19 protein-coding genes and 2 tRNA genes are annotated in these 20006 nt (G+C 70.4%); 10 read left to right on the forward strand and 11 right to left on the reverse strand.

Annotated elements, in window-relative coordinates; all coding sequences use genetic code 11:
* Positions 1 to 2 precede the first annotated feature (2 nt).
* Positions 3 to 1958, forward strand: a complete 1956-nt coding sequence (dnaG, locus tag JOF43_RS21040) for a DNA primase (protein WP_209905090.1) — start codon at positions 3 to 5, stop codon at positions 1956 to 1958.
* On the opposite strand, the gene JOF43_RS21045 is transcribed toward dnaG, so the two are convergent.
* Positions 1900 to 2556 carry a DedA family protein gene (locus JOF43_RS21045; protein WP_209905091.1) on the reverse strand — a complete coding sequence of 219 codons (657 nt, stop codon included), beginning with the start codon at positions 2554 to 2556 and terminating at the stop codon, positions 1900 to 1902. The genes dnaG and JOF43_RS21045 overlap by 59 nt on opposite strands.
* A 222-nt stretch (positions 2557 to 2778) precedes the next feature.
* On the opposite strand from JOF43_RS21045, the gene JOF43_RS21050 reads away from it, so the two are divergent.
* The 3 genes from JOF43_RS21050 to JOF43_RS21060 all read left to right on the forward strand — a co-directional run bounded on the left by JOF43_RS21050 (position 2779) and on the right by JOF43_RS21060 (position 6678).
* On the forward strand, positions 2779 to 3951 hold the full coding sequence (locus JOF43_RS21050) for a sensor histidine kinase (protein ID WP_209905092.1): 1173 nt from the start codon (positions 2779 to 2781) through the stop codon (positions 3949 to 3951).
* A complete protein-coding gene (locus JOF43_RS21055) occupies positions 3944 to 4639 on the forward strand; it encodes a response regulator transcription factor (protein WP_342592250.1) in 696 nt (231 codons plus the stop codon). Before JOF43_RS21050 ends, JOF43_RS21055 begins: the two co-directional genes overlap by 8 nt.
* A 140-nt stretch (positions 4640 to 4779) precedes the next feature.
* Positions 4780 to 6678, forward strand: coding sequence for a glycoside hydrolase family 76 protein (locus tag JOF43_RS21060; RefSeq protein ID WP_209905093.1), 1899 nt, complete (start codon positions 4780 to 4782; stop codon positions 6676 to 6678).
* Positions 6679 to 6748: 70 nt separating this feature from the next.
* On the opposite strand, the gene JOF43_RS21065 is transcribed toward JOF43_RS21060, so the two are convergent.
* The 4 genes from JOF43_RS21065 to JOF43_RS21080 form a co-directional block, all read right to left on the reverse strand.
* Positions 6749 to 7390: an ABC-2 transporter permease gene (locus JOF43_RS21065; protein ID WP_209905094.1), complete on the reverse strand. Its 642-nt coding sequence runs from the start codon at positions 7388 to 7390 to the stop codon at positions 6749 to 6751.
* The gene (locus tag JOF43_RS21070) at positions 7387 to 8238 is read right to left on the reverse strand and encodes an ABC transporter ATP-binding protein (protein WP_209905095.1); all 852 of its coding nucleotides are present in this window, start codon (positions 8236 to 8238) and stop codon (positions 7387 to 7389) included. The genes JOF43_RS21065 and JOF43_RS21070 overlap by 4 nt, the downstream gene beginning before the upstream one ends.
* Positions 8231 to 8608, reverse strand: coding sequence for a GntR family transcriptional regulator (locus JOF43_RS21075; protein WP_209905096.1), 378 nt, complete (start codon positions 8606 to 8608; stop codon positions 8231 to 8233). The genes JOF43_RS21070 and JOF43_RS21075 overlap by 8 nt, the downstream gene beginning before the upstream one ends.
* 93 nt (positions 8609 to 8701) lie before the next feature.
* The gene (locus JOF43_RS21080; RefSeq protein WP_209905097.1) at positions 8702 to 10657 is read right to left on the reverse strand and encodes a penicillin acylase family protein; all 1956 of its coding nucleotides are present in this window, start codon (positions 10655 to 10657) and stop codon (positions 8702 to 8704) included.
* 454 nt (positions 10658 to 11111) lie between these two features.
* Here JOF43_RS21080 and JOF43_RS21085 point away from each other — a divergent pair, with 454 nt between their 5' ends.
* On the forward strand, positions 11112 to 11330 hold the full coding sequence (locus tag JOF43_RS21085; protein WP_209905098.1) for a hypothetical protein: 219 nt from the start codon (positions 11112 to 11114) through the stop codon (positions 11328 to 11330).
* Positions 11331 to 11590: 260 nt separating this feature from the next.
* Here JOF43_RS21085 and JOF43_RS21090 read toward each other — a convergent pair.
* A tRNA-Ile gene (locus JOF43_RS21090) sits at positions 11591 to 11667 on the reverse strand.
* Positions 11668 to 11737: 70 nt separating this feature from the next.
* Complete coding sequence (locus tag JOF43_RS21095) at positions 11738 to 13006, reverse strand: glycoside hydrolase 5 family protein (protein WP_209905099.1); 1269 nt, start codon at positions 13004 to 13006, stop codon at positions 11738 to 11740.
* A gap of 163 nt (positions 13007 to 13169) precedes the next feature.
* Between JOF43_RS21095 and JOF43_RS21100 the strand changes: the two genes are divergently transcribed.
* The 5 genes from JOF43_RS21100 (at position 13170) to JOF43_RS21120 (ending at position 16087) form a co-directional block, all read left to right on the forward strand.
* On the forward strand, positions 13170 to 14276 hold the full coding sequence (locus tag JOF43_RS21100) for a LacI family DNA-binding transcriptional regulator (RefSeq protein ID WP_209905100.1): 1107 nt from the start codon (positions 13170 to 13172) through the stop codon (positions 14274 to 14276).
* 73 nt (positions 14277 to 14349) lie between these two features.
* Positions 14350 to 14424: transfer RNA gene (locus JOF43_RS21105), tRNA-Asn, on the forward strand.
* Positions 14425 to 14508: 84 nt separating this feature from the next.
* On the forward strand, positions 14509 to 15015 hold the full coding sequence (locus JOF43_RS21110; protein WP_209905101.1) for an OsmC family protein: 507 nt from the start codon (positions 14509 to 14511) through the stop codon (positions 15013 to 15015).
* Positions 15012 to 15500, forward strand: a complete 489-nt coding sequence (locus JOF43_RS21115; protein WP_209905102.1) for a peptide deformylase — start codon at positions 15012 to 15014, stop codon at positions 15498 to 15500. The genes JOF43_RS21110 and JOF43_RS21115 overlap by 4 nt, the downstream gene beginning before the upstream one ends.
* Positions 15501 to 15595: 95 nt before the next feature.
* The gene (locus tag JOF43_RS21120; protein WP_209905103.1) at positions 15596 to 16087 is read left to right on the forward strand and encodes a DUF3145 domain-containing protein; all 492 of its coding nucleotides are present in this window, start codon (positions 15596 to 15598) and stop codon (positions 16085 to 16087) included.
* A 174-nt stretch (positions 16088 to 16261) separates the two neighbouring features.
* On the opposite strand, the gene JOF43_RS21125 is transcribed toward JOF43_RS21120, so the two are convergent.
* The 4 genes from JOF43_RS21125 to JOF43_RS21140 all read right to left on the reverse strand — a co-directional run bounded on the left by JOF43_RS21125 (position 16262) and on the right by JOF43_RS21140 (position 19920).
* Positions 16262 to 17503: a beta-ketoacyl-[acyl-carrier-protein] synthase family protein gene (locus JOF43_RS21125; RefSeq protein ID WP_209905104.1), complete on the reverse strand. Its 1242-nt coding sequence runs from the start codon at positions 17501 to 17503 to the stop codon at positions 16262 to 16264.
* A gap of 74 nt (positions 17504 to 17577) precedes the next feature.
* Positions 17578 to 17826 (reverse strand): acyl carrier protein, encoded by a 249-nt coding sequence (locus tag JOF43_RS21130; protein ID WP_209905105.1) that lies wholly within the window; start codon positions 17824 to 17826, stop codon positions 17578 to 17580.
* Positions 17827 to 17959: 133 nt separating this feature from the next.
* On the reverse strand, positions 17960 to 18967 hold the full coding sequence (locus JOF43_RS21135) for a beta-ketoacyl-ACP synthase III (RefSeq protein WP_209905106.1): 1008 nt from the start codon (positions 18965 to 18967) through the stop codon (positions 17960 to 17962).
* A gap of 2 nt (positions 18968 to 18969) precedes the next feature.
* Entirely contained in the window at positions 18970 to 19920 is a 951-nt protein-coding gene (locus JOF43_RS21140; RefSeq protein WP_209905107.1) for an ACP S-malonyltransferase, read from the reverse strand.
* Positions 19921 to 20006 lie beyond the last annotated feature (86 nt).

Genomic DNA, 20006 nt, shown 5'->3' on the forward strand with positions numbered 1-20006 from the left:
AGGTGGCCCAGGGACTGATCCGCCGCGCCGACGTCGACCTCGTGCGGGAGCGCTCGCGCCTGGACGAGGTCGTCTCCGAGCACGTCACCCTGCGCACCGCCGGCATCGGCTCCATGAAGGGGCTGTGCCCCTTCCACGACGAGAAGACCCCCTCGTTCAACATCCGCCCCCAGCTGGGCCACTGGCACTGCTTCGGCTGCGGCGAGGGCGGCGACGCCATCTCCTTCGTCCAGAAGATCAACCACCTCAGCTTCGTCGAGGCGGTCGAACTGCTGGCCGGGCGCTACGGCGTGCAGCTGACCTACGAGGACTCCGACGGCGGCCGCGGCGAGCGTCCCGACTTCGGCACCCGGCGCCGCCTGCTGGACGCGCACGCGATCGCGGAGGAGTACTACCGCGAGCAGCTCTCCACCCCGGCCGCGGAGGTCGGCCGGCGCTTCCTCGCCGAGCGCGGCTTCGACCGGGCCGCCGCGGAGCGTTTCGGCGTCGGATTCGCCCCCGAGGGCTGGGACTCGATCACCTCGGTGCTGCGGGGGAGGGGCTTCACCGAGGACGAGCTGACCGCGAGCGGCATCGTCTCCCAGGGCCAGCGGGGCGTCTATGACCGCTTCCGCGGCCGGCTGATCTGGCCCATCCGCGACATCACCGGCAACACCATCGGCTTCGGGGCACGGCGCCTGCTGGAGACCGACAAGGGACCCAAGTACCTCAACACCCCCGAGACCGCGATCTACCACAAGTCCACCGTGCTGTACGGCCTGGACCTGGCCCGCAAGGACATCTCCGCCGAGCGCCGCGTGGTCGTCGTCGAGGGCTACACCGACGTGATGGCCGCACACCTCGCCGGGGTCCCCACCGCCGTCGCCTCCTGCGGCACGGCCTTCGGCTCCGAGCACGTCAAGATCGTCCGCCGCGTGATGGGCGACTCGAACCCCAGCTCCGGGCTGCGGCTGAACGCCGATGGCCGCGGACTGGGCGGCGAGGTGGTCTTCACCTTCGACGGTGACGAGGCCGGGCAGAAGGCCGCCCTGCGTGCCTTCGAGGAGGACCAGCGGTTCGTCGCCCAGACCTACGTCGCCGTCGAACCCGGAGGCATGGATCCCTGCGACCTGCGCATCACGCAGGGGGACCAGGCGGTGGTGGATCTCATCGAGTCCCGCAAGCCCCTGTTCGAGTTCGCGATCCGCTCCGCCATCGCCCAGGTCGACCTCGACACGGTCGAGGGACAGGTCGCAGGGCTGCGGATGGCCGCCCCGGTGGTCGCCCGCATCCGCGACCGGGCCATGCGCCCCGAGTACGCGCGCCGCCTGTCGGGCTGGCTGGGGATGGACGAGCGCACCGTGCTGCGCGCCGTGCACGACGCCGCCCGGGCCCCGCAGGGCGCCGCCCAGACGTCGGCCCAGCGCCCCACCGCGCCGGGGGAGACCCAGGAGGAGCCCGGCCTCATCGCGCCGGCCCGCCTGGCCGACGTGGTGAGCCCCCGTGACCCCGTCGGCCAGGTCGAGACCCAGGCCCTGGCGGTGATGATGCAGGCTCCCCAGTTGCTGGAGACCGACAAGGTCGGCGCGCTCCCGGACGACGCCTTCCACGTGCCGGCCCTGCAGGGCGTGTGGGACGTGATGCTGGCCGCCGGCACGCTGCTGGACGCGGTGATCGGCACCCTGCACCCGGCCCGCTACCTCGAGCAGGTCCTCGAGATCGCCGGGGAAACGGTGCGGCCGCTGATCGTCGAGATCGCGAATCTCGACCTGCCCGCGCGGGACGAGGCCGGTCTCCAGCGCCTGGCCGGCTCGCTGCTGGACCGGCTCACGGAGCTTTCCATCACCCGGGAGTACTCGGTGCTCAAGCAGCGTCTGCAGCGCACCGACCCCTCCGATCCGGAGCGGTACCAGGAGATCCTCACGCGCCTCGCACAGGTGCAGGAGAAGAGACGCGCCCTGCGGGCCGCGGACGAGTGACCGCCTCGCGGCGGCGGCGCCGCACGGCCCGCACCGCCTCGATGGTTCCGCCGACGGCGAGCGCCATGCCGATGCCGAGCGCCACGCCCAGCAGCGGCTGGTCGCGGAAGGCGAGCCCGCCGAGCATCCCGATGCCGACGTAGTAGAGGGACCACAGAGCCGCGGCGAGGGCCGCGAACAGGACGAAGCGCCGGCGCGGATAGCCGATCACCCCGGAGGCCACCGTGGTGGCGGTGCGCCCGCCGGGGACGAACCGCGCCGAGACGATCAGCATCCCGCCCCGCGCCATCAGCTCCTTCTCGGCCCAGCCCAGCATCGTGCCGACCCACCGCCGGCGCCGGGCCCACCGTGCGAGAGGACCGGCACCGCGGCCGACATGATGCGCCGCCACGTCTCCGGCCAGGGCACCGGTCCAGGCGGCGAGCAGGAGCGGCAGGGCGTCGGGACCCCCGGTCATGGCATAGGCCGCCGCGGTGAGCACCACGGTCTCGGCCGGGACCACGGGCAGCAGGCCGTCGAACGCGGTCAGCGCGATCACGAGCACGTAGAGCCAGGGGGAGGCCAGCAGGGTCTCTGCCAGGTGCAGCACGGCGTCCATGAGGGGTCTCCTGTGAGGGGTGAGGATACGAGAGAGACGCTACGGAGCTCCCGGGCCCGGCAGAACACGGCTGCCCTCCCGGTCGCGGCGGAGAACCCTCCCCTCCTTTTACGGGAATCCGTAACCTTTCCGGAGGGCGACCCCCTGCACCCCGCCAGAGAGTCATTGGTAGCTTGCAGGGCGACGCCGAGCGGCGTCCTGCCCTGCTGCCCTGGAGCCCCCATGCGCCTGCCCGACCTCTCCGGCATCCAGTTGCCCCGCGAGCCCACCCGGCTCGTGCGCCGGTCGCTGCGCCATGTCGCCGGGGCCCTGCTGGGGCTGCTGCTGGGCCCGCTGCTGATCCTGACCGCCCTGCTCCAGCTCATCCGCTGGCGCGGTCCGTTCCGCCGCGTACGCCGCTGGGAGCTGCGGCGGCTGCACTGGGCGTATCGCCTGCAGCTGGAGGACGGCACCGGCGGCTTCCTCGGGGGGAGGCGCGCCCTTCTGCACGGTGGGGTCGCCGCCGTCCTGGGATACGTGATGGGGGACCTGCTGCTGCTGGTGGCGGCCGTGGTGCTGGGCAGCATGGTGCAGTCCCTCTACGGCAGCGCGGTGGTCATCGAGTTCGACCTGTGGGCGATCAGCCGGCCCGCCCCGGCCGTGCTGCTGATCTTCGGCACCTCGAGCCTGCTGGCCGCCGCCCTCTATGCGGAGTTCGTGGTGTGGCTGCAGACCCGTCTGCTGCGCCGCTGGACCGGGGTGGTGCGCGCGGACGCGATGGACAGCCGCATCAGCCGTCTGCTGACCACCCGGCGCGGGGTGGTGGTGGCGATCGACGACGAACGTCGCCGCATCGAGCGCGACCTGCACGACGGGGTCCAGCAGAACGTCGTCTCCCTGTCGGTGACTCTCGCCCGGGCCCGGCGCGCCGACGATCCGGAGCGCTCCGCCGAGCTGCTCGACCAGGCCCACGCCCAGTCGCAGGCGCTCATCGAGGAGGTTCGCCAGGTGGCCTGGAGGATCTACCCGACGGCGCTGGACGAGCACGGACTCGCCTCGGCGCTCGACGGGGTCGCCCAGACCAGCCCGGTTCCCGTGCATCTCGACCTCCGCCTCGACGGCGAGCTGCCGCAGGCCGCCGAATCGGCCGCCTACTTCGTGGCCCGCGAGGCGGTCACCAATGTCGTCAAGCACGCCGAGGCGACCCGCGTGGACCTCGCCCTGGCCACTACGGAGGAGGCCGGGCGCACGCTGCTGCGCCTGACGGTCACCGACGACGGCATCGGCGGCGCCGATCCCGAGGGCGGGGGGCTCCAGGGCCTCGCCCGCCGGGTCGCGGCGCTGGACGGTAGCGTGAGCGTGGACAGCCCGCTCGGCGGACCGACCACGATCACCGCGGAGATCCCCTGTGACTGAGCCCGACACCACCACCGACGCCCCCGGCGCGAGCGCGCCGCTGACCGTCGTCCTCGCCGACGACGCGGTGCTGCTGCGCGAGGGCGTGCGCAGCCTCCTGCTCGAGGAGGGCATCGAGGTGCTCGCCTCGGTCGGCGACGGCGATGCCCTCCTGGAGGAGGTGGCGAGGCGCCGGCCGCACCTGGCCATCGTCGACGTGCGCATGCCCCCCACCCATACCAATGAGGGACTGCGCGCGGCACTTCGGATCAAGCACGAGCACCCCGACGTCGGCGTGCTCATGCTCTCCCAGTACGTGGCCCGCGAGTACGCGAGCGACCTGCTCGGCACCGAGATGCCCGGCATCGGGTACCTGCTCAAGGACCGCATCACCGAGATCGACAGTTTCCTGCGAGCGGTCCACGGCGTGGCCGGCGGCGGCACCGTCATCGACCCGGCCGTCGTGCGTACCCTCCTGCGCAGCCCCGAGCAGCGCCAGGCGGTCAGCCGCCTGACACCTCGCGAGGTCGAGGTGCTCGAGGCGATGGCCGAAGGCCTCTCGAACCGGGGGATCGCCGAGCGGCTGTTCCTGTCGCTGTCCACGGTGGAGAAGGCGATCAGCGCGATCTTCGACAAGTTCGAGCTCGGCGGCGACGAGCAGACCAGCCGTCGCGTCCAGGCCGTGCTGCGCTACCTCGACGAGCAGTGAGGGAAGGTGGCCCCGCGAGCTGGGGCGGCTGCGCGGTGATTGACGCCCGGCGGCACCGATGGAATGCTCGACGACGTCCGTGAACGCTCACGGCACGAACGGCGCGTGCGAAGCTCGCGCCACGATCGGGAGCCCCGTCGATGAAGATGTCTCGCCGTACCCTTGTCACCCTGACCGCCGCCACCCTGCCTGCCCTGTCCGTTGCCTCCGCGGCGCACTCGGCGCCGCCGACGCCCCCGCACGCCGACGGCGCACAGGCCCTCGCCCGTGCCCGAGTCGCTGCGGACGTCCTGATGGCGGATTACGACCAGAACAAGGCGTGGTTCCCCTCGAGCTGGTGGAACTCCGCGGTCGCCCTGCAGACGGTCGGCGACTACATGCTGCGCAGCGGGGATCGTCGCTACCTGGACCAGCTGGACCACACCTTCGAGAGGAACAAGGGTCCGTTCCCCGCCGGTGAGCTCTCCGGTGACGAGCTGTACGGCAACTTCACCAGCCGCGCGATCGACGACTCCGGCTGGTGGGCGCTGACCTGGATCACCGCCTACGACCTGACCGGCGACCAGAAGTACCTGGACATGGCCGTGACCATCGGCGATTTCATGAACGACTTCTGGGATCCCAGCACCTGCGGGGGAGGGATCTGGTGGGACGAGGAGCGGACGTACAAGAACGCCGTCACCAACGGGCAGTGGATCCGACTGACCGCCGAGCTGCACAACCGCATCCCGGGCGATACGGCGTGGCTCGAGCGGTCCCAGGTGGCGTGGGACTGGTACACGACCAGTGGAATGGTCAATGAGGACGGCCTGCTCAACGACGGGCTGACGGATGCCTGCGAGAACAACGGCGACCGCGTGTACACCTACAACCAGGGCCTGGCGATCGGCGCCGCGCTCGAGCTGTGGCGCGCCACCGGCGATCCGCACCTCCTGGACAAGGCCCGCTACTTCGCGGATGCGGCGCTGGTCGAGGGCGCTCTGGTCACCGGCGGGATCCTCACGGAGTACACCGATGTGCTGGGTGAGACCACGAACGACAACCACAAGCAGTTCAAGGGCATCTTCCTGCGGTACCTGATGGACCTCGCGGACACCACGGGCGATTCCCGCTACCGGGACGCCGTCGCGACCCAGGCGTCGACGATCTGGGAGGTGGACCGCAACGTCGCCGACCAGCTCGGGGTGCGCTGGGCGGGTGCGAGCACGGAGGAGTCCCCGAACGTCTTCGACTGGCGCACCCAGGCCAGCGCTTTCAGCGCGCTGATCGCCGACGTCCCGCAGGACGGGGTGCGCCGCTCGCTGTCCGCCTCCCTCTCCCAAGCTCCGGTGGTGATGCCCGATGGCGAACCCGTGCAGCTGGAGCTCGACCTGGACGTGACGATCACCTCGGCCGATGCCCGTCGCCTCCACGTGCGACTGGAGGCGCAGGGCCCGGAGGGCTGGGAGATCGAGAACGCACACCGCGTCACGGTGGACGTCCCCGGGACGGGGAGGGACGGTGAGCCCGAGACCGTCACCGTTCCCCTGGGCGTGACGGTCCCGGCCGACGCCGCCGACGGGGACCATCGGATCTCCGTGACGGCGAGCGGGCCCGGCGGACTGGAGTTCCTCGCCCGGACGGAGGTGGTGGTGGCCCGCACCATCGACTTCGCAGCGGGAACCCGCGAGGACGCCCCGTGGCTGTTCGATGCCGGCGGCTCAGGAGTCACCGATGAACCCGGCCGGTTCGCCGACGGCGACAGTTACTTCGTCTACCGCTTCCCGTTCCCGGCGAGCACGACGTCGGCCCAGCTCACGTTGACGATCAGCAATCAGTACCTGGTGGACGTGGGCCCGGACGGGGAGAGCTGGACCCGGGTGCTGGCCGAGGACGAGCCGATCAAGGACGCCTCCAATCGCGCCGCCCACGAGCTCGATCTGGCGCCCTCTCTCGATGGCGAGGACAAGGACGTGTACCTCCGGGTGACCGACGCCTTCCCCGAGGACGGCTGGGGCGGTCAGGTGCATCACGTGAGCGTGACGTACGGCGGGTCCTGAGCGCACGCTCGGGGCCCGGTGCACGACGGGGATCCCGTCTCCGCGGTCGGCCGGGACGACGGACCCGCCACTAGAGCTCGCGGGTGCGGTACAGCGCGGTCGAGATGCTGACGGCGACGAGGACGCCGAGGGCACCGATACCGAGGCCGGCGGCGATCACCACGGCGATCGGAACTCCCGACAGCGTCTCCAGCACGAGGGTGTGCACTCCTGTGGCCTGGAGGAGCCAGGCACCACCGGCGATCACGAAGGCCGGCGCGTACGCCATCAGACGTCCTCGCGAGTAGCCGACGCGGAAGAACACCGGCATCTGAAGCGCCAGAGCGAGTCCGACGAACGCTGCTCCCGCAGCCAGGGATATCAGGAGAATCGACGACGGCACGCGATCGCCACGTAGTGCGGTGACGATCACCGTCGCCGCCGTCGCCAGGCCCGTGGCGAGGAGGTAGTACACGACCAGGGACACGGCGCGTCCGGCGACCACGGAGGCCCGCGAGACGGGCAGCACTCCGTACAGCGTGTCGAGTCGTCCGCGTTCGTCGCCCAGGAACGGGGTGGAGACGATCAGCGAGGTCGCCAGGGCGGCGGCGATGATCGCCATGCCCGGGACGGGCAGGATCAGTCCGACGGCCGTGACGAACAACAGGGTGAGCAGGGTCTGCCGACGGGGGAGCCAGGAGAGCAGGTCGAAGCGTGCGAAGGCGGGGATCATGCGGCGACCTCCTGGGAGTCGGCGGCCAGGTGGATGATGACGTCGTCGATGCTCGCGTCGTCGATCACCACCTCGGGGCCGAATGCGGCGGAGTCGCGCATCCGGATCAGTGCCGACCACTGCGCTCCCGACTGCTGCAGCCCCAGGACGGGGCCGGAGGACGGCGGGCCGGAGCCGCGGGCCATGGCGAACTCCTCCGCCACGCTGTCGAGCGTGCCCTGATGGGCGATGGCGCCGTCGACCAGGACGACGAGCTCGTCAGCCAGGTCCACCAGATCGGTGGTGATGTGCGTGGAGAACAGCACGGTGTGCGCGGGGTCGACCATGAACTCCCGGATCAGATCGCCGATCCGGCGGCGGGAGGAGGGGTCGAGGCCGCTGGAGGGCTCATCGAGTATCAACAGGTCCGGGCCCTGGGCAAGGGCGGTGGCCACGGAGAGCTTCACGCCCTGACCACGGGACAAGTCGCCGACGGGCCGATCCGACGGGACCGAAAGCTCCTCGAGGAGGCCGGTGAACCGCTCCTGGTCCCATCCCGGATAGAAGGGTCCCAGGCGCCGCCCGAGGCTCGCGACCGACCACTCCGCAGCGGCAGTCGGCTCGTCCAGGACGACTCCGGTGCGGGCGAGCGCACTGCGGGCACCGGGCGCCTGGCCCAGGACGCGGACAGTGCCTGCATCGGGCGCGAGAAGTCCCAGCAGGGCACGGATGGTGGTGGTCTTCCCCGCCCCGTTGGGGCCCACGAGACCGAGAACGCTCCCTGCATGGAGGGAGAGGGAGAGGTCGCGGATCGCGAAGCCGGGGCGTTGTACGGCCATGTGGCCGATTCGGACGGCGGGATCATTCATCGTGGCTCCACATCTCATCGAGACGGTCATGAACTTGAGGAGGGCTCAGCCGGGCGCGTCGCGCGGCGGCGACGAGCTCCCTGAGCACGTCGTCGACGTGGGTCCTCAGCGCGCTCGAAGCGACCTGGGCGTCGATCGGGAGGACGACGAAACCACGGCCGTGCTCGCCGTGGATGAGGCCGTCTGCCTCGAGATCGTTGTACGCACGGGTGACGGTGATCGAGCTGACCCGGAGGTCAGCGGCGAGCTGACGCAACGAAGGAAGGAACTGGCCTTCCGCGATCTCCCCGGACAGGATCGACGCGCGCACCTGTGTCTTGATCTGCTCGTAGATCGGCGTGCGTGAGCTCGTCGACACCACGATCCGCATGACACTCCCAACTGTATAGGTGCGTAGTAACAGTAGGACAGTCAGCGAGGCGTGGCAAGGGGCCCGACCGCCAGGACCCGGGCGTGCTCCTGATCAGGCGAGGGGCTGGTGAGGAACCAGGACCTTCTCGACGAAGTGCGGAGCCTGCGGGCGGTGGGCAGGGGCGCCGGGTTCGGTTGCCGAGCCCGGCAGGAGGATGCTGGAGGCGGCCCTGCCCTGACCGCCGAACCGGATGAGGGAGATCCAGGTGTCGCCTCCGATGGCGGGCCAGTCCGTCGGGGCAGGCACGATCTCCAGGCATGCGAACAGGCCGAAGTACGTGGGACCGCCGCTGGCCGGCACATCCTCCGGCGCGGCTCCGATCAGTGCGACGTCGCCGTAGGCCGCATCCAGCGGTCGACCCAGCTGCGCGAGGGCCTCTGCGGCACGGTGCAAGGAGTCCACTGCAGCTGCGGGATTCAGCAGGCCGGTGGGCAGTCCGCCCGCCTCACGGGCAGTGCCGAGGCGGCTGTCGTCCATGACGACGTCGCCGACGGGGAAGTGGTCGTGCGCCCACAGGTGGAACAGGAGGTAGCCGCGGCTGCCGGCCTCGGCATGTCGATCCCAGCGCCGCAGCACCTCCACGGCTTCGCCCAGGTCCTCCGACGCAGCGGCGGTCAGGAGGTCGTCGAGGACGATGTCCGCCAGGTGCACGCGGGTGCTCCACTTCAGGTCCAGCAGATCGTGCGGGGAGATCCGTGGGGATCTGCTCATCGCTGCCCGGGACAGGGGAGAGCGGATGTCGCGGATCTGAGCGGGATCCGGAGCGATGCCGTCGGGGTAGTCGGTCGGATCCAGCGGAGGATCGCAGAACCACCAGGGGGTCTCGTTGACGTTCTGGACCCACCCGCACTGCGGATCGATGACCTTGGGCAGACTGCTCGGCGGGTTCAAGCGCTCCCAGATCTGGGCGGGGTCATCCCCGGGAAGTCGGCGCCGGGAATCATCGAAGGCGCCACCTGGTCTTCGGGGCGTGGCTCCGCAGAACGCGGCACCGACCGATCCGGTGGAGTCCGCCGCGATGATGTTGAACATCGGCAGCGGCCGACGTTCCTGCGCCGAGAACAGGGCGGGGACGGTCTCGGCCAGGGACATCTGCCACCAGGCTTCCAGCGCCGTGGTGACCGGCTCGTGGAGGACCCCGGCGACACGGATCGCGACGAGTGTCCCGTCCGGGGCTTCCGTCACGGGTCCGTGGACGCTACGCCGCTCGGTCACTCTCACTGCGTCACCCCCGCGCACCTCCACCACGTGCTCCTGGGTCGTGAACGGGATCAGATCGCTGTCGAAGCGGTACTGGTCACCGCTCACCTCGAGCTCGTACACCCACAGCTGGGGAAGGGGATTCACGGTGTGGGTCCACCCGAGGTGCGAGGTATAGGCGAAGGACTGCCACGGGAACCCGATCGGGGTGACGCCATGGCACCTCCGGCCCGGCGACATCGTCCGCGCCTCGAACAACCTGTACGGTCCGACCCACGGGATATGCGGATTCACCAGCAGCAGCGACTCATGGGTCGATGATTTCTCGGCGGACACCGCCCAGGCGCTCGATCCTCCGCCGAGAAGCCCGGGACCTCCGACGGCCGGGAACGCGAGCTCCTGGTCCCAGAACCGCGCGAACCCGAAGAACAGTGCGAAGGTGTGCGCGACCACGTCACGAGGGGTGATCGGCAACGCCTCGCGGCGATCGCCACCGCGGGCCGGATCCTCAGCGCAGGCCTCGTTGAAGCCGTCGCAGAACGCCTCCAGACGGGTGAGGGTCTGGTCTTCTTGCGCGAGCCACCACGTCTGTACCGCGGCGTCGAGGCCGAACCGCGCGTGCATCACATCGCCCTCGACGAACTCCTCGCCCCACATCGAGGCCGCCCGTCCCCGGGCGATGCCGTAGAGCTCGAGAATCGCAGTGGCATGTGTCAGGGCCTGTGCGTAACCGAATCCACGGCAGGCCCCGAGGTCGTCGTCGGCGGTGATCGTCGGCATCCCGTACTCGTCCCACGTGATCTTCACTCTCGGCACTCCTCGCTTCAGGCTCTGACCGTTCGGCGCGGTCTCGCGACCGGATCTCCTGGAAGTATGGCGGGCCCCTCAGCCCAGATGCTCCGCGAAGTGTCTGTCGATCGAATGCTTAAGGCGGATGTGATTCCCCGGATGACCGTCCCCGGGTCCGTCGCGTTCATGCCGGGAGGCGACGATCCTGCCGGATTCCGCGCGGTGGACGCGGGCATCGTTGGTGAGCGGATCGGACAACGGCGCACGGCGTCACGACGGCCCGACGCGCGGGATCGATTCGAGAAACCTGCTCGTGCGGTCGACGCAAACAGTCCGGTGAGAATGTGATTTCCCTATCCGGGCTGCTACATCAGCACTCCACTTGTGTATCGAGGAGAATGCTGGCGTGATCGCGGTCTGGCATGATGAGCAGTACAGATAAAAAGTTCGTCCAGCGATGTGAGGACCAATCATGTTTCACAACAGCCGTCACGATGATGCCGCCGTCGGAACACTGAGCGCACTCGCCATTGTTCTGATCACGTTCCTTGCCGGGCAGACTCTCGGTGACGCATGGTCAGCTCAATGGATCACCGGCTCCCAGATGCTGGTGTTCGCGTACCTCGCCGCCATGTGGGTTCTGGTGCGCAACCTCGCGGCACGGCCCGGGCGGCATCGTGCACGCTCCTGAACGCAGTTCCCTTGCCTGTCATGGACCAGCGGCAGGGGCGGCATATGTGAAAAGAGGTTTCGGGGGAGGGGACGCTACGTGGTGAGGTGCGACGGCGCGTGGCACAGCGGATAATGGGCCATGAGTCCGCGACGATGACCTTGGAGGTGTGCGCGTCACTCATGGATGATGACGTGCGCGCCCGCGGTTCCTGGATTGATGCCGTTGCATTCCCGGTGCGTACTGCGTAACGGCCGTTCCCATCGAATTCGCTTCTGAACTGGTAGCCCAGGCGGGGCTTGAACCCGCGACCGACGGATTATGAGTCCGCTGCTCTGACCGGCTGAGCTACTGGGCCGTGGACCCACGGTGGGGCCCGGAAGAATCTACCACGTCGTGCCCCTGTGACCTGGCCGGATGCGCAGGGTTCAGGGGACGGGACGGGTCGCTGCGGCGCCACCGGTGCGGGTGTCGCCCGCCGTGATCGCTGCTCGCTCCCGCACCACTCGGACCGTCGGCCGTTCACCGGCACGGGAGGCGTCCATCCAGGCCTCGAACACCGAGCCGCCCGGCGCAGCAGCGCTGCGCTCCAGCAGTGGGTCCCGGCCGACGGGGAACTCTATCTCCCGGCCGCGGGGCGCCGGGGGAGCGGCCTCGCGGGCTGCGGCCACGGCATCGCGGAAGGCTTCCCCGGCGTTCTTGATCCTGCCGTGCTCGTCGAACAGCCCGAGGGTGTGCTCCAGCGGCGGGAAGTCCGCCAGCGAGCGGGAGACGTCATGGGAGCACCACCAGGTGATGCCCCACAGCTCGGGGCACTGCATCGCCGTCTCGAATGTGCTGCGCACGAACCACGGCACCTCCTGCTCGGTGAGGATGCTGCGCGGAGCGCCGACCTCTTGCAACCACAAGGGGCGCTGGGGAGCGGGGGAGAAGGCGCGAGCGAGCTCGAGGTAGTACTCAGCGCGGTGCGCGACCTCGAAGGAGCGGGCGCCGTAGCGCTGCCCGGTGCCGTCGAAGATCCAGGAGTGCACGACGGTGGCGTCACCGAGGGACGCGGACTGGTCGGGGGTGAAGGCGTGGTCGTCCATGAACCAGGCCGCGTCGTAGTTGGCGACCGTGTGCATTCCTCCTGGTGCTCCCGCGCGGGCCGCCGCCAGCAGGGTGCGCGTCCAGGCCTCGGCCTCCGCGACCGAGGTGACGTCCGGGTCGGGATGGTTGGAGGCGGAGAACTGATTGACCTCGTTGCCCAGCGTGAGTCCCACCAGGTTCGGTGCGTCCGCGAGACGGGCCGAGAGGGAGTGCACCAGCTCGGCGGTCGCCTCCACCACCGCGGGGTCGGTGAACATGTTGCGGCGGTGCCAGGTGGCCAGCCAGCTGGGAACGAAGTCGAAGCTCGAGAGGTGTCCCTGGATCGCGTCGACCACGACGTCCAGCCCGACCGTGGCGGCGATGTCGACCACGGTGCGCACGTCCTCGAGGCCTCGGAGCCGGATCAGGGTCCGGTTGGGCTGCAGCAGCGGCCACAGCGGGAAGACCCGCACGTGGTCCGCGCCGAGGGACGCGATCGCCTGGAGGTCCTCGCCGACCGCGTCCGGATCCAGGTCGAGCCAGGAGTGGAACCATCCGGTGCGCGGCGTGTAGTTCACTCCGAAGCGTGGGGCTCCGGATCCGGTCGGTGCAGGGGAGGGGGCAGGCATCGTCGTCCTTCCGTCGGCCGCAGCCGGTGGCGAGGGGTCGGGCCGGGGTCCTGGGCAGGGGACAGCGACAGGCCGGCACGACGGTGACGACCCGGTGCTACTGTAGCGCTCAAGTAACACTGCGAGGCGGCGCGGTGTCGAAGGGATGACGGAGAGGGCGACGATGAGCACCAGCAGTTCCTCCCCGTCCCGCGGCAGCGGGCGCGGCCAGCGTGTCACGATCGCGGACATCGCACGCCGCGCCGGCGTCACCTCTGCCGCGGTGTCCCTCGCCGTCAACGGACGGCCCGGCGTCTCGGAGGCGACTCGCACCCGGATCATGGAGATCGCGAGGGAGCTGGACTGGGAACCGTCCCCGGCCGCGCGAGCCCTGGCCGGAGCGCCGGTGCTCACCGTCGGCATGGTGCTGGCCCGCCCGGCGGAGGTGCTCGGCAACGAGGCCTTCTTCGGGGCCTTCGTCGCGGGGCTGCAGGAGGTCCTCAGCGCCCAGGACTACTCGCTGCAGATGAAGATCGTGGACTCGCCCGAGGCGGAGATCGACACCTATCGCCGCTGGTTCGCGCAGCGCCGCGTCGACGGTGTGGTGGTCGTGGACCTGCGCGTGGACGACCCGCGGATCCCGGCGCTCGAGGAGCTCGGCCAGCCGGCGCTCGTCGTCGGCGGGCCCGGGAACCACGGGTCGCTGCCGTCGGTCTACGTCGACGACGCCCATGCCACGCAGCTGCTGGTCGACCACCTCGCCGAGCGCGGGCACCGCCGGATCGCACGCGTCGCGGGCACCTCCGCGTTCCTCCACACCGCCCAGCGGGACCACGCCTTCCTGGGACGCTGCGCGGAGCTCGGCCTGCACGGCGAACTGCAGGATGCGGGCTTCGGTGCCGAGGATGCCGCGGTCGCGACCGCACAGCTGCTGAGCGGGCAGCACCCGCCGACGGCGATCGTCTTCGACAGCGACGAGATGGCGCTGGCAGGATCTCAGGTCCTCGCCGAGAGCGGCGTTGCGATCCCCGGCGACATCGCCGTGGCCAGCTACGAGGATTCACCCCTGGCCCGCACCCACCGTCCGGCCATCACCGCCATCGGACGCTCCGCCGTGGAGTACGGCGGGGTGACCGCCACCCGGCTGCTCGAGGTCGTCTCCGCGGCGCGACGGCACCGCGGCGGACCCGTCGAGGAGGCGGAGAGCGAGGTGCGCGCCCTCGAGCCGGAGCTGAGGGTCCGCGACTCCACCGACCCCTCCCAGCAGCCCGGCCCCGACGAGGTGAGATAGGGCATAGCGCCCGGTCGGAGCCCTGATCGAGGGTGCGGGCAGCATCCGGTCCTGCTACTGTTGTCCAGGTCGATCCCGCATAGCTCAACGGCAGAGCATTCGACTGTTAATCGAAGGGTTGTTGGTTCGAATCCAACTGCGGGAGCCACAGCAGGAACGCAGCCCCGGGGACACCCCCGGGGCTGCGTCATTTCTCTCTCCCCCCCCATGGTTCCCGCGAAGGAGAAGGACGATGCCCTCCGTCCCCGATGATCACCTCCCCGTCCCCGAGGAGGCCACGCCCGAGAGTGTCTGGGCCGACCGCACCGGGCACCGCACCCTGGTCGGACGCAATCAGCGCGGCGTAGAGATCCCCATCGGCAAGGGGGAGGGCGAGATCAGCCCCGGCGAGCTGCTCAAGCTGGGGCTCATCGGCTGCGCGGGCATGACCTCCGACATCAACCTCTCCCGCCGTCTCGGGGAGGATTTCGCGATGCGCCTATGGGCGCACGGGACCTCCGACGAGGACAACCGGTACGCGCAGATCACGGAACAGGTCCAGCTGCCGCTGGAGGGGCTGACCGAGGCCGAGATCGACGGGGTCGTGACGGTGTTCGGTCGTGCCGTCGCCGCCGGCTGCACGGTCGAGCGCACCGTCGTGCCCGGGGTCGAGGTGACCCACGACGTCCTCGGGGCCGGGGCTCAGGCCGCTCAGTCCGCTCAGACCGGACAGGCGCAGCAGGACGGGGACGCACGATGAGCATCCGTTCCATCCGCCTGGTCGGCGACCCCGTGCTGCGCACACCCTGCGACCCCATCCGCACGATCACCGACGGCACCCGGGGTCTGATCCGTGATCTCGAGGAGACCGTGGATGACGAGGCCCGCGCGGGGCTGGCAGCCAACCAGATCGGCATCAGCCAGCGCGCCTTCTCCTGGCACCTGCAGGGCCACGGCATCGGGCACATCATCAATCCGGTCATCGTCGAGCTCTCCGAGGAGCTCCAGCACGATGACGAGGGTTGCCTGTCGGTGCCGGGACTGTTCTTCCCGCGCACCCGCTCCGCCTTCGCCCGCTGCGTGGGCACGGACGTGGGCGGCGAGGAGGTCGAGCTGGCCGGCGAGGGCATCATCGCCCGCCTCATCCAGCACGAGGTCGCCCACCTCGACGGAGAGCTCTACATCGACGGCCTCGAACGCGCGGTGAGGAAGAAGGCGTTGCGCCAGATCAGGGAGACCCTCTAAGCTCTGCGGGAGAGACAGGAGCCCTCCTGCAGCTCGCACCGTCCGGACGGTACCGATTCGTTGGGGAAGACGCATCGGACACCGGAAGGAACGAGATGACTCAGGGCGTTCTGTATGTTCACTCCGCGCCGCGAGCCCTCGCACCGCATGTCGAATGGGCCGCCAGCGGAGTTCTCGGCGCGCCCTCGCGCATCCGCTGGGAGGAGCAGCACGTCGGGCGCGGTCTGCTGCGCGCCGAGATGACCTGGCGCGGGCGCGACGACACCGGTGCCCGTCTGGTCAGCGCACTGCGCGGGATGCACGAGGTGCGCTTCGAGGTGACCCAGGAGGCCACCGCCGCGAGTGACGGAGCCCGCTGGAGCTGCACTCCCGAGCTCGGCATCCACCATGCCGCCACCGATCATGCCGGCAACACCGTGCTGACCGAGGACCATGTGCGGGGCTGCATGGAGCGGGCGGGGGAGGATCCGCGAGCCCTGCGCCGCGAACTGGGGATCGCGCTCGGCGAGCCCTGGGACGAGGACCTCGAGATCTACCGCCACGCCGGAGATGGCGCCCCGATGCGCTGGCTGCACCGCGTGAGCTGACCAGGCACGGCCCGGCCACCACCGGGCCCGCGGGGACCTCGAGCACGACGACATCGGGACCGGCTCCCGGAAGCCTGCCCGCGGGGGCAGGGTTCCGGGAACCGGTCCCGGACATCGTGCGCAGGAGAACTCCTCGCCGCGCCGGTCAGGCGCTGGTGAAGACCGCCGCGCCGGTCAGGCGCTGGTGAAGACCGCCGCGATGTCGTGGCCGCCGAAGCCGAAGGCATTGTTCAGCACGGCGATGTCCCCCGTCGGGAGGTCCACCGGGGCATTCTGCGCGATCCGCACCGAGACCTCGGGGTCGAGGGTCTCGATGTTGATCGTGGGCGGGGCGACGCGATGATGTGCGGCCAAGGTCGAGAAGAGCGACTCCAGCGCCCCGGCGCCGCCCATCAGATGGCCGGTCATCGACTTCGTCGAGGTCACCACGAGCTGGTCGGTGACCCCGCCGAGGGCGTCCGAGACCGCGCTGAGCTCACCGATGTCCCCGAGCGGGGTGGAGGTCCCGTGGGCGTTGACGTGCACGACGTCCTGCGCCGCGACACCCGCGTCATCGATCGCCTCACGGACCGCACGGGCCTGACCCTCCGCCGAGGGAGCGGAGATGTGGTGGGCGTCCGCGGCCATGCCGCGCCCGGCGGCGTAGGCGTACACCCGGGCACCGCGCGCCGCGGCGTGCTCCTCGCTCTCGAGCACCAGGATCGCGGCGCCCTCACCGAGCACGAAGCCGTCACGGTCCACGTCGTAGGGGCGCGAGGCGTGCTCCGGATCGTCGACCCGGCCCGAGAGCGCACGGATGTTCGCGAAGGCCGCCAGCGTCATCGGGTGGATGCAGGCCTCGGTGCCGCCGACGACGACCACGTCGGCGCGGCCGTCGCGGATCATGCCCATGCCGAGTGACACGGCCTCCGCTCCGGAGGCGCAGGCCGAGACCGGGGTGTGCGCCCCGGCCCGGGCACCCAGCTCCATCGAGATCTGAGCGCTCGAGGAGTTGGCCATGAGCATCGGGACCGTGAACGGGTTCACCCGGCGGGCGCCGCGCTCACGGACCGCGTCCCACTGGTCCAGCGTGGTCCAGATGCCGCCGATACCGGTGCCGACCACGACGCCGAGCCGTTCGGGCGCGACCTCCGGGGTGCCGGCGTCGGCCCACGCCTCACGGGCCGCGACCATCGAGTACTGGCCCGAGGGGTCCAGCTTCTTGGCCTGCGGGCGGGAGAGGGCGTCGAGTGCACCGGGCGCGAGCTGGCAGGCGAAGTCCACGGACAGTCCGTAGTGCTCCTTCCAGTCGTTGTCCAGGGTGCGCGCGGTGGACGTGCCGGCCAGGGCCGCCTCCCAGGTGGAGGCGACGTCGACGCCGAGGGGGTTGACGGTGCCGAGACCGGTGACGGCGACACGGGAGCTGGAAGCGGACATACGGACCTCCGGGTCGGATGGGCTGACGATCGGCGACGCCCGGGACATCAGCGGTCCCGGGCGTCAGGCGGGGGTCAGGACTGGGCGCCCGCGATGAACTTGACGGCGTCGCCGACGGTGGCGAGGTTCTTGACCTCTTCGTCAGGGATCCGGACGTCGAACTTCTCCTCGGCGTTGACCACGATGGTCATCATGGAGATGGAATCGATGTCGAGGTCATCGGTGAAGGACTTGTCGAGCTGGACGTCCTCCGTGGCGACACCGGTCTCCTCGTTGACGATCTCGGCGAGGCCCTCGAGGATCTCGTTATCGGTGTGTGCCATGGGTTCTCCTTAGGTGAACGGGATGTTGGGTGGCGGTGACAGACTACCCGCGCGACCGCCGAGGTTCGGGCAGCGCAGACGATGTGGTCCGTGTGGCGTGATGCGGACGACAGGGCGAGGCTCTCCGCCGGGGTCAGGGGAGGATCAGCACCTGTCCGGCGTAGGCCAGACCGGCTCCGAATCCGAACTGGACCAGGACGTCGCCGCTGTGTGCGGCGCCCTCGGCGAGCAGGCGGTGGGTCGCCAGCGGGATCGAGGCCGCCGAGGTGTTGCCGGTCTCGGCGATGTCCCGGCCGATGACGACGTCCTCGGGCAGCTTCAGCTGCTTGGCCAGCTCGTCGACGATGCGCATGTTGGCCTGGTGGGGGACGAACACGTCGACGTCCTCGATGCTCAGGCCCGACTTCTCGAGCATGCGGCGGATCTTCTCGGCGGTGTGCCACACGGCCCAGCGGAAGACGGTGCGCCCGTCCTGCTCGAGGGTGGGCCACGGGCCCTCTCCGTCACGGAACTCCACGAGCGAGCCCGTCATCCGGATGGTGTTCCAGTTGTCGCCGTCGCTGCCCCACACCGTCGGACCGATCTTCGGTGAGTCGCTGGGGCCGACGACCGCGGCACCTGCGCCGTCCCCCAGCAGGAACGAGATCGAGCGGTCGGTGGGATCGACGAAATCGGAGAGCTTCTCCGCACCGATCACCAGCACGTGGCGGGCGCTGCCGGAACGGATCAGGGCATCGGCCTGGCCGATGCCGTAGGCGAATCCGGCGCAGGCCGCGGAGATGTCATAGGCGATGACGTCGGGCCGGCCCAGCTCGCCGGCCAGCAGGGTGGCGAGCGAGGGGGTGGGGTAGGGGAACGAGATCGTCGAGACGATGATCGCGTCGAGGGTCTCGAGCTCGATGCCGGAGCGTTCGATCGCCTCCCGGGCGGCCTGCAGGGAGAGATCCTTGACGCCGACGTCCTTGCTCGCCCGGGTGCGGGTGATGATGCCGGTGCGCTGGCGGATCCACTCGTCGGAGGAGTTGATCGGCTCGATCAGGTCGTCGTTGGGGACGACGAGGTCACCGCGGGCGGCGCCGTAGGACAGGACCTGGGAGCCCGGGACGGTGGGCTGGTGCTGGAGGGAGACTCGCGCTGCCATGGTCAGTCCTCCTGATCCGTCGAGGCGGTGACGCCGGCGTGCTCGCGCACGAGCGCACCGGCGGCCTCGAGATCGTCGGGGGTGTTGAGGGTCGCGGTGGCGATGCCCTTGAGGTCGCGTTTGGCGAGCCCGACCAGGGTGCCGGCGGGAGCGACCTCGAGCATCGCGGTCACCCCGCGCTTGCGCAGCGTGCCCATGCAGGCCTCCCAGTCGACGGGGGAGGCGACCTGGGTGACGATCTGGTCGAGATAACGGGCTCCGCTGGTGACGACCTCGCCGCCGGCGTTGGAGACCAGCGGCACGGAGGGATCGGTCGCGGTGAGCGAGGGGACGAAGGCGGCGAGCTCCTCGCGGGCCCCGACCATGTACGGCGTGTGGAACGCCCCGGCCACCTGCAGCGGGAGCACGCGGGCCTTCGCCGGGCCGTCCTCCCCGAGGGCGGCGATCGCCTCGACGGAGCCGGCGGCCACCACCTGCGCGGCGGAGTTGATGTTCGCGGCGTGGAGCCCGTGCCGCTCGATCGCGGCCAGGACGTCCTCGCGGGTGCCGCCGACGACCGCGGCCATGGAGGTCGGCTCGGCTGCGGCGGACTGCGCCATCGCCCGGGAGCGGACGGCGACCAGACGCATCGCGTCCTCGTCGCCGAACACGCCCGCTACAGCGGCGGCGGTCAGCTCGCCCACACTGTGCCCGGCGATCACATCGGCGGGGCACGCCTCGTCCGTGCCGTGGAGCTGGGCGGCCGCGATGATCCCGGCGGCGACCAGCAGCGGCTGGGCCACGGCGGTGTCGCGGATGGTGTCGGCATCGGACTCGGTGCCGTGACGGAGGAGGTCCGCTCCGGCGGCCTCGGAGAGGGAGGACAGCGCCTGCTCGACACCGGGCAGCTCACGCCACGGGCTCAGGAAGCCGGGCTTCTGGGCCCCTTGGCCGGGGCAGACGATCGCGAGCACAGGAACCTCCAGGGAGAAGGGGAGAGAGGGGAACGACCCCGCCCGGACGGGACGAGGGCCGGTGGCGGACCGCCTGCGGGGCGCCC

The sequence above is a fragment of the Brachybacterium sacelli genome (assembly GCF_017876545.1).
Taxonomy (GTDB): Bacteria; Actinomycetota; Actinomycetes; order Actinomycetales; family Dermabacteraceae; genus Brachybacterium; species Brachybacterium sacelli.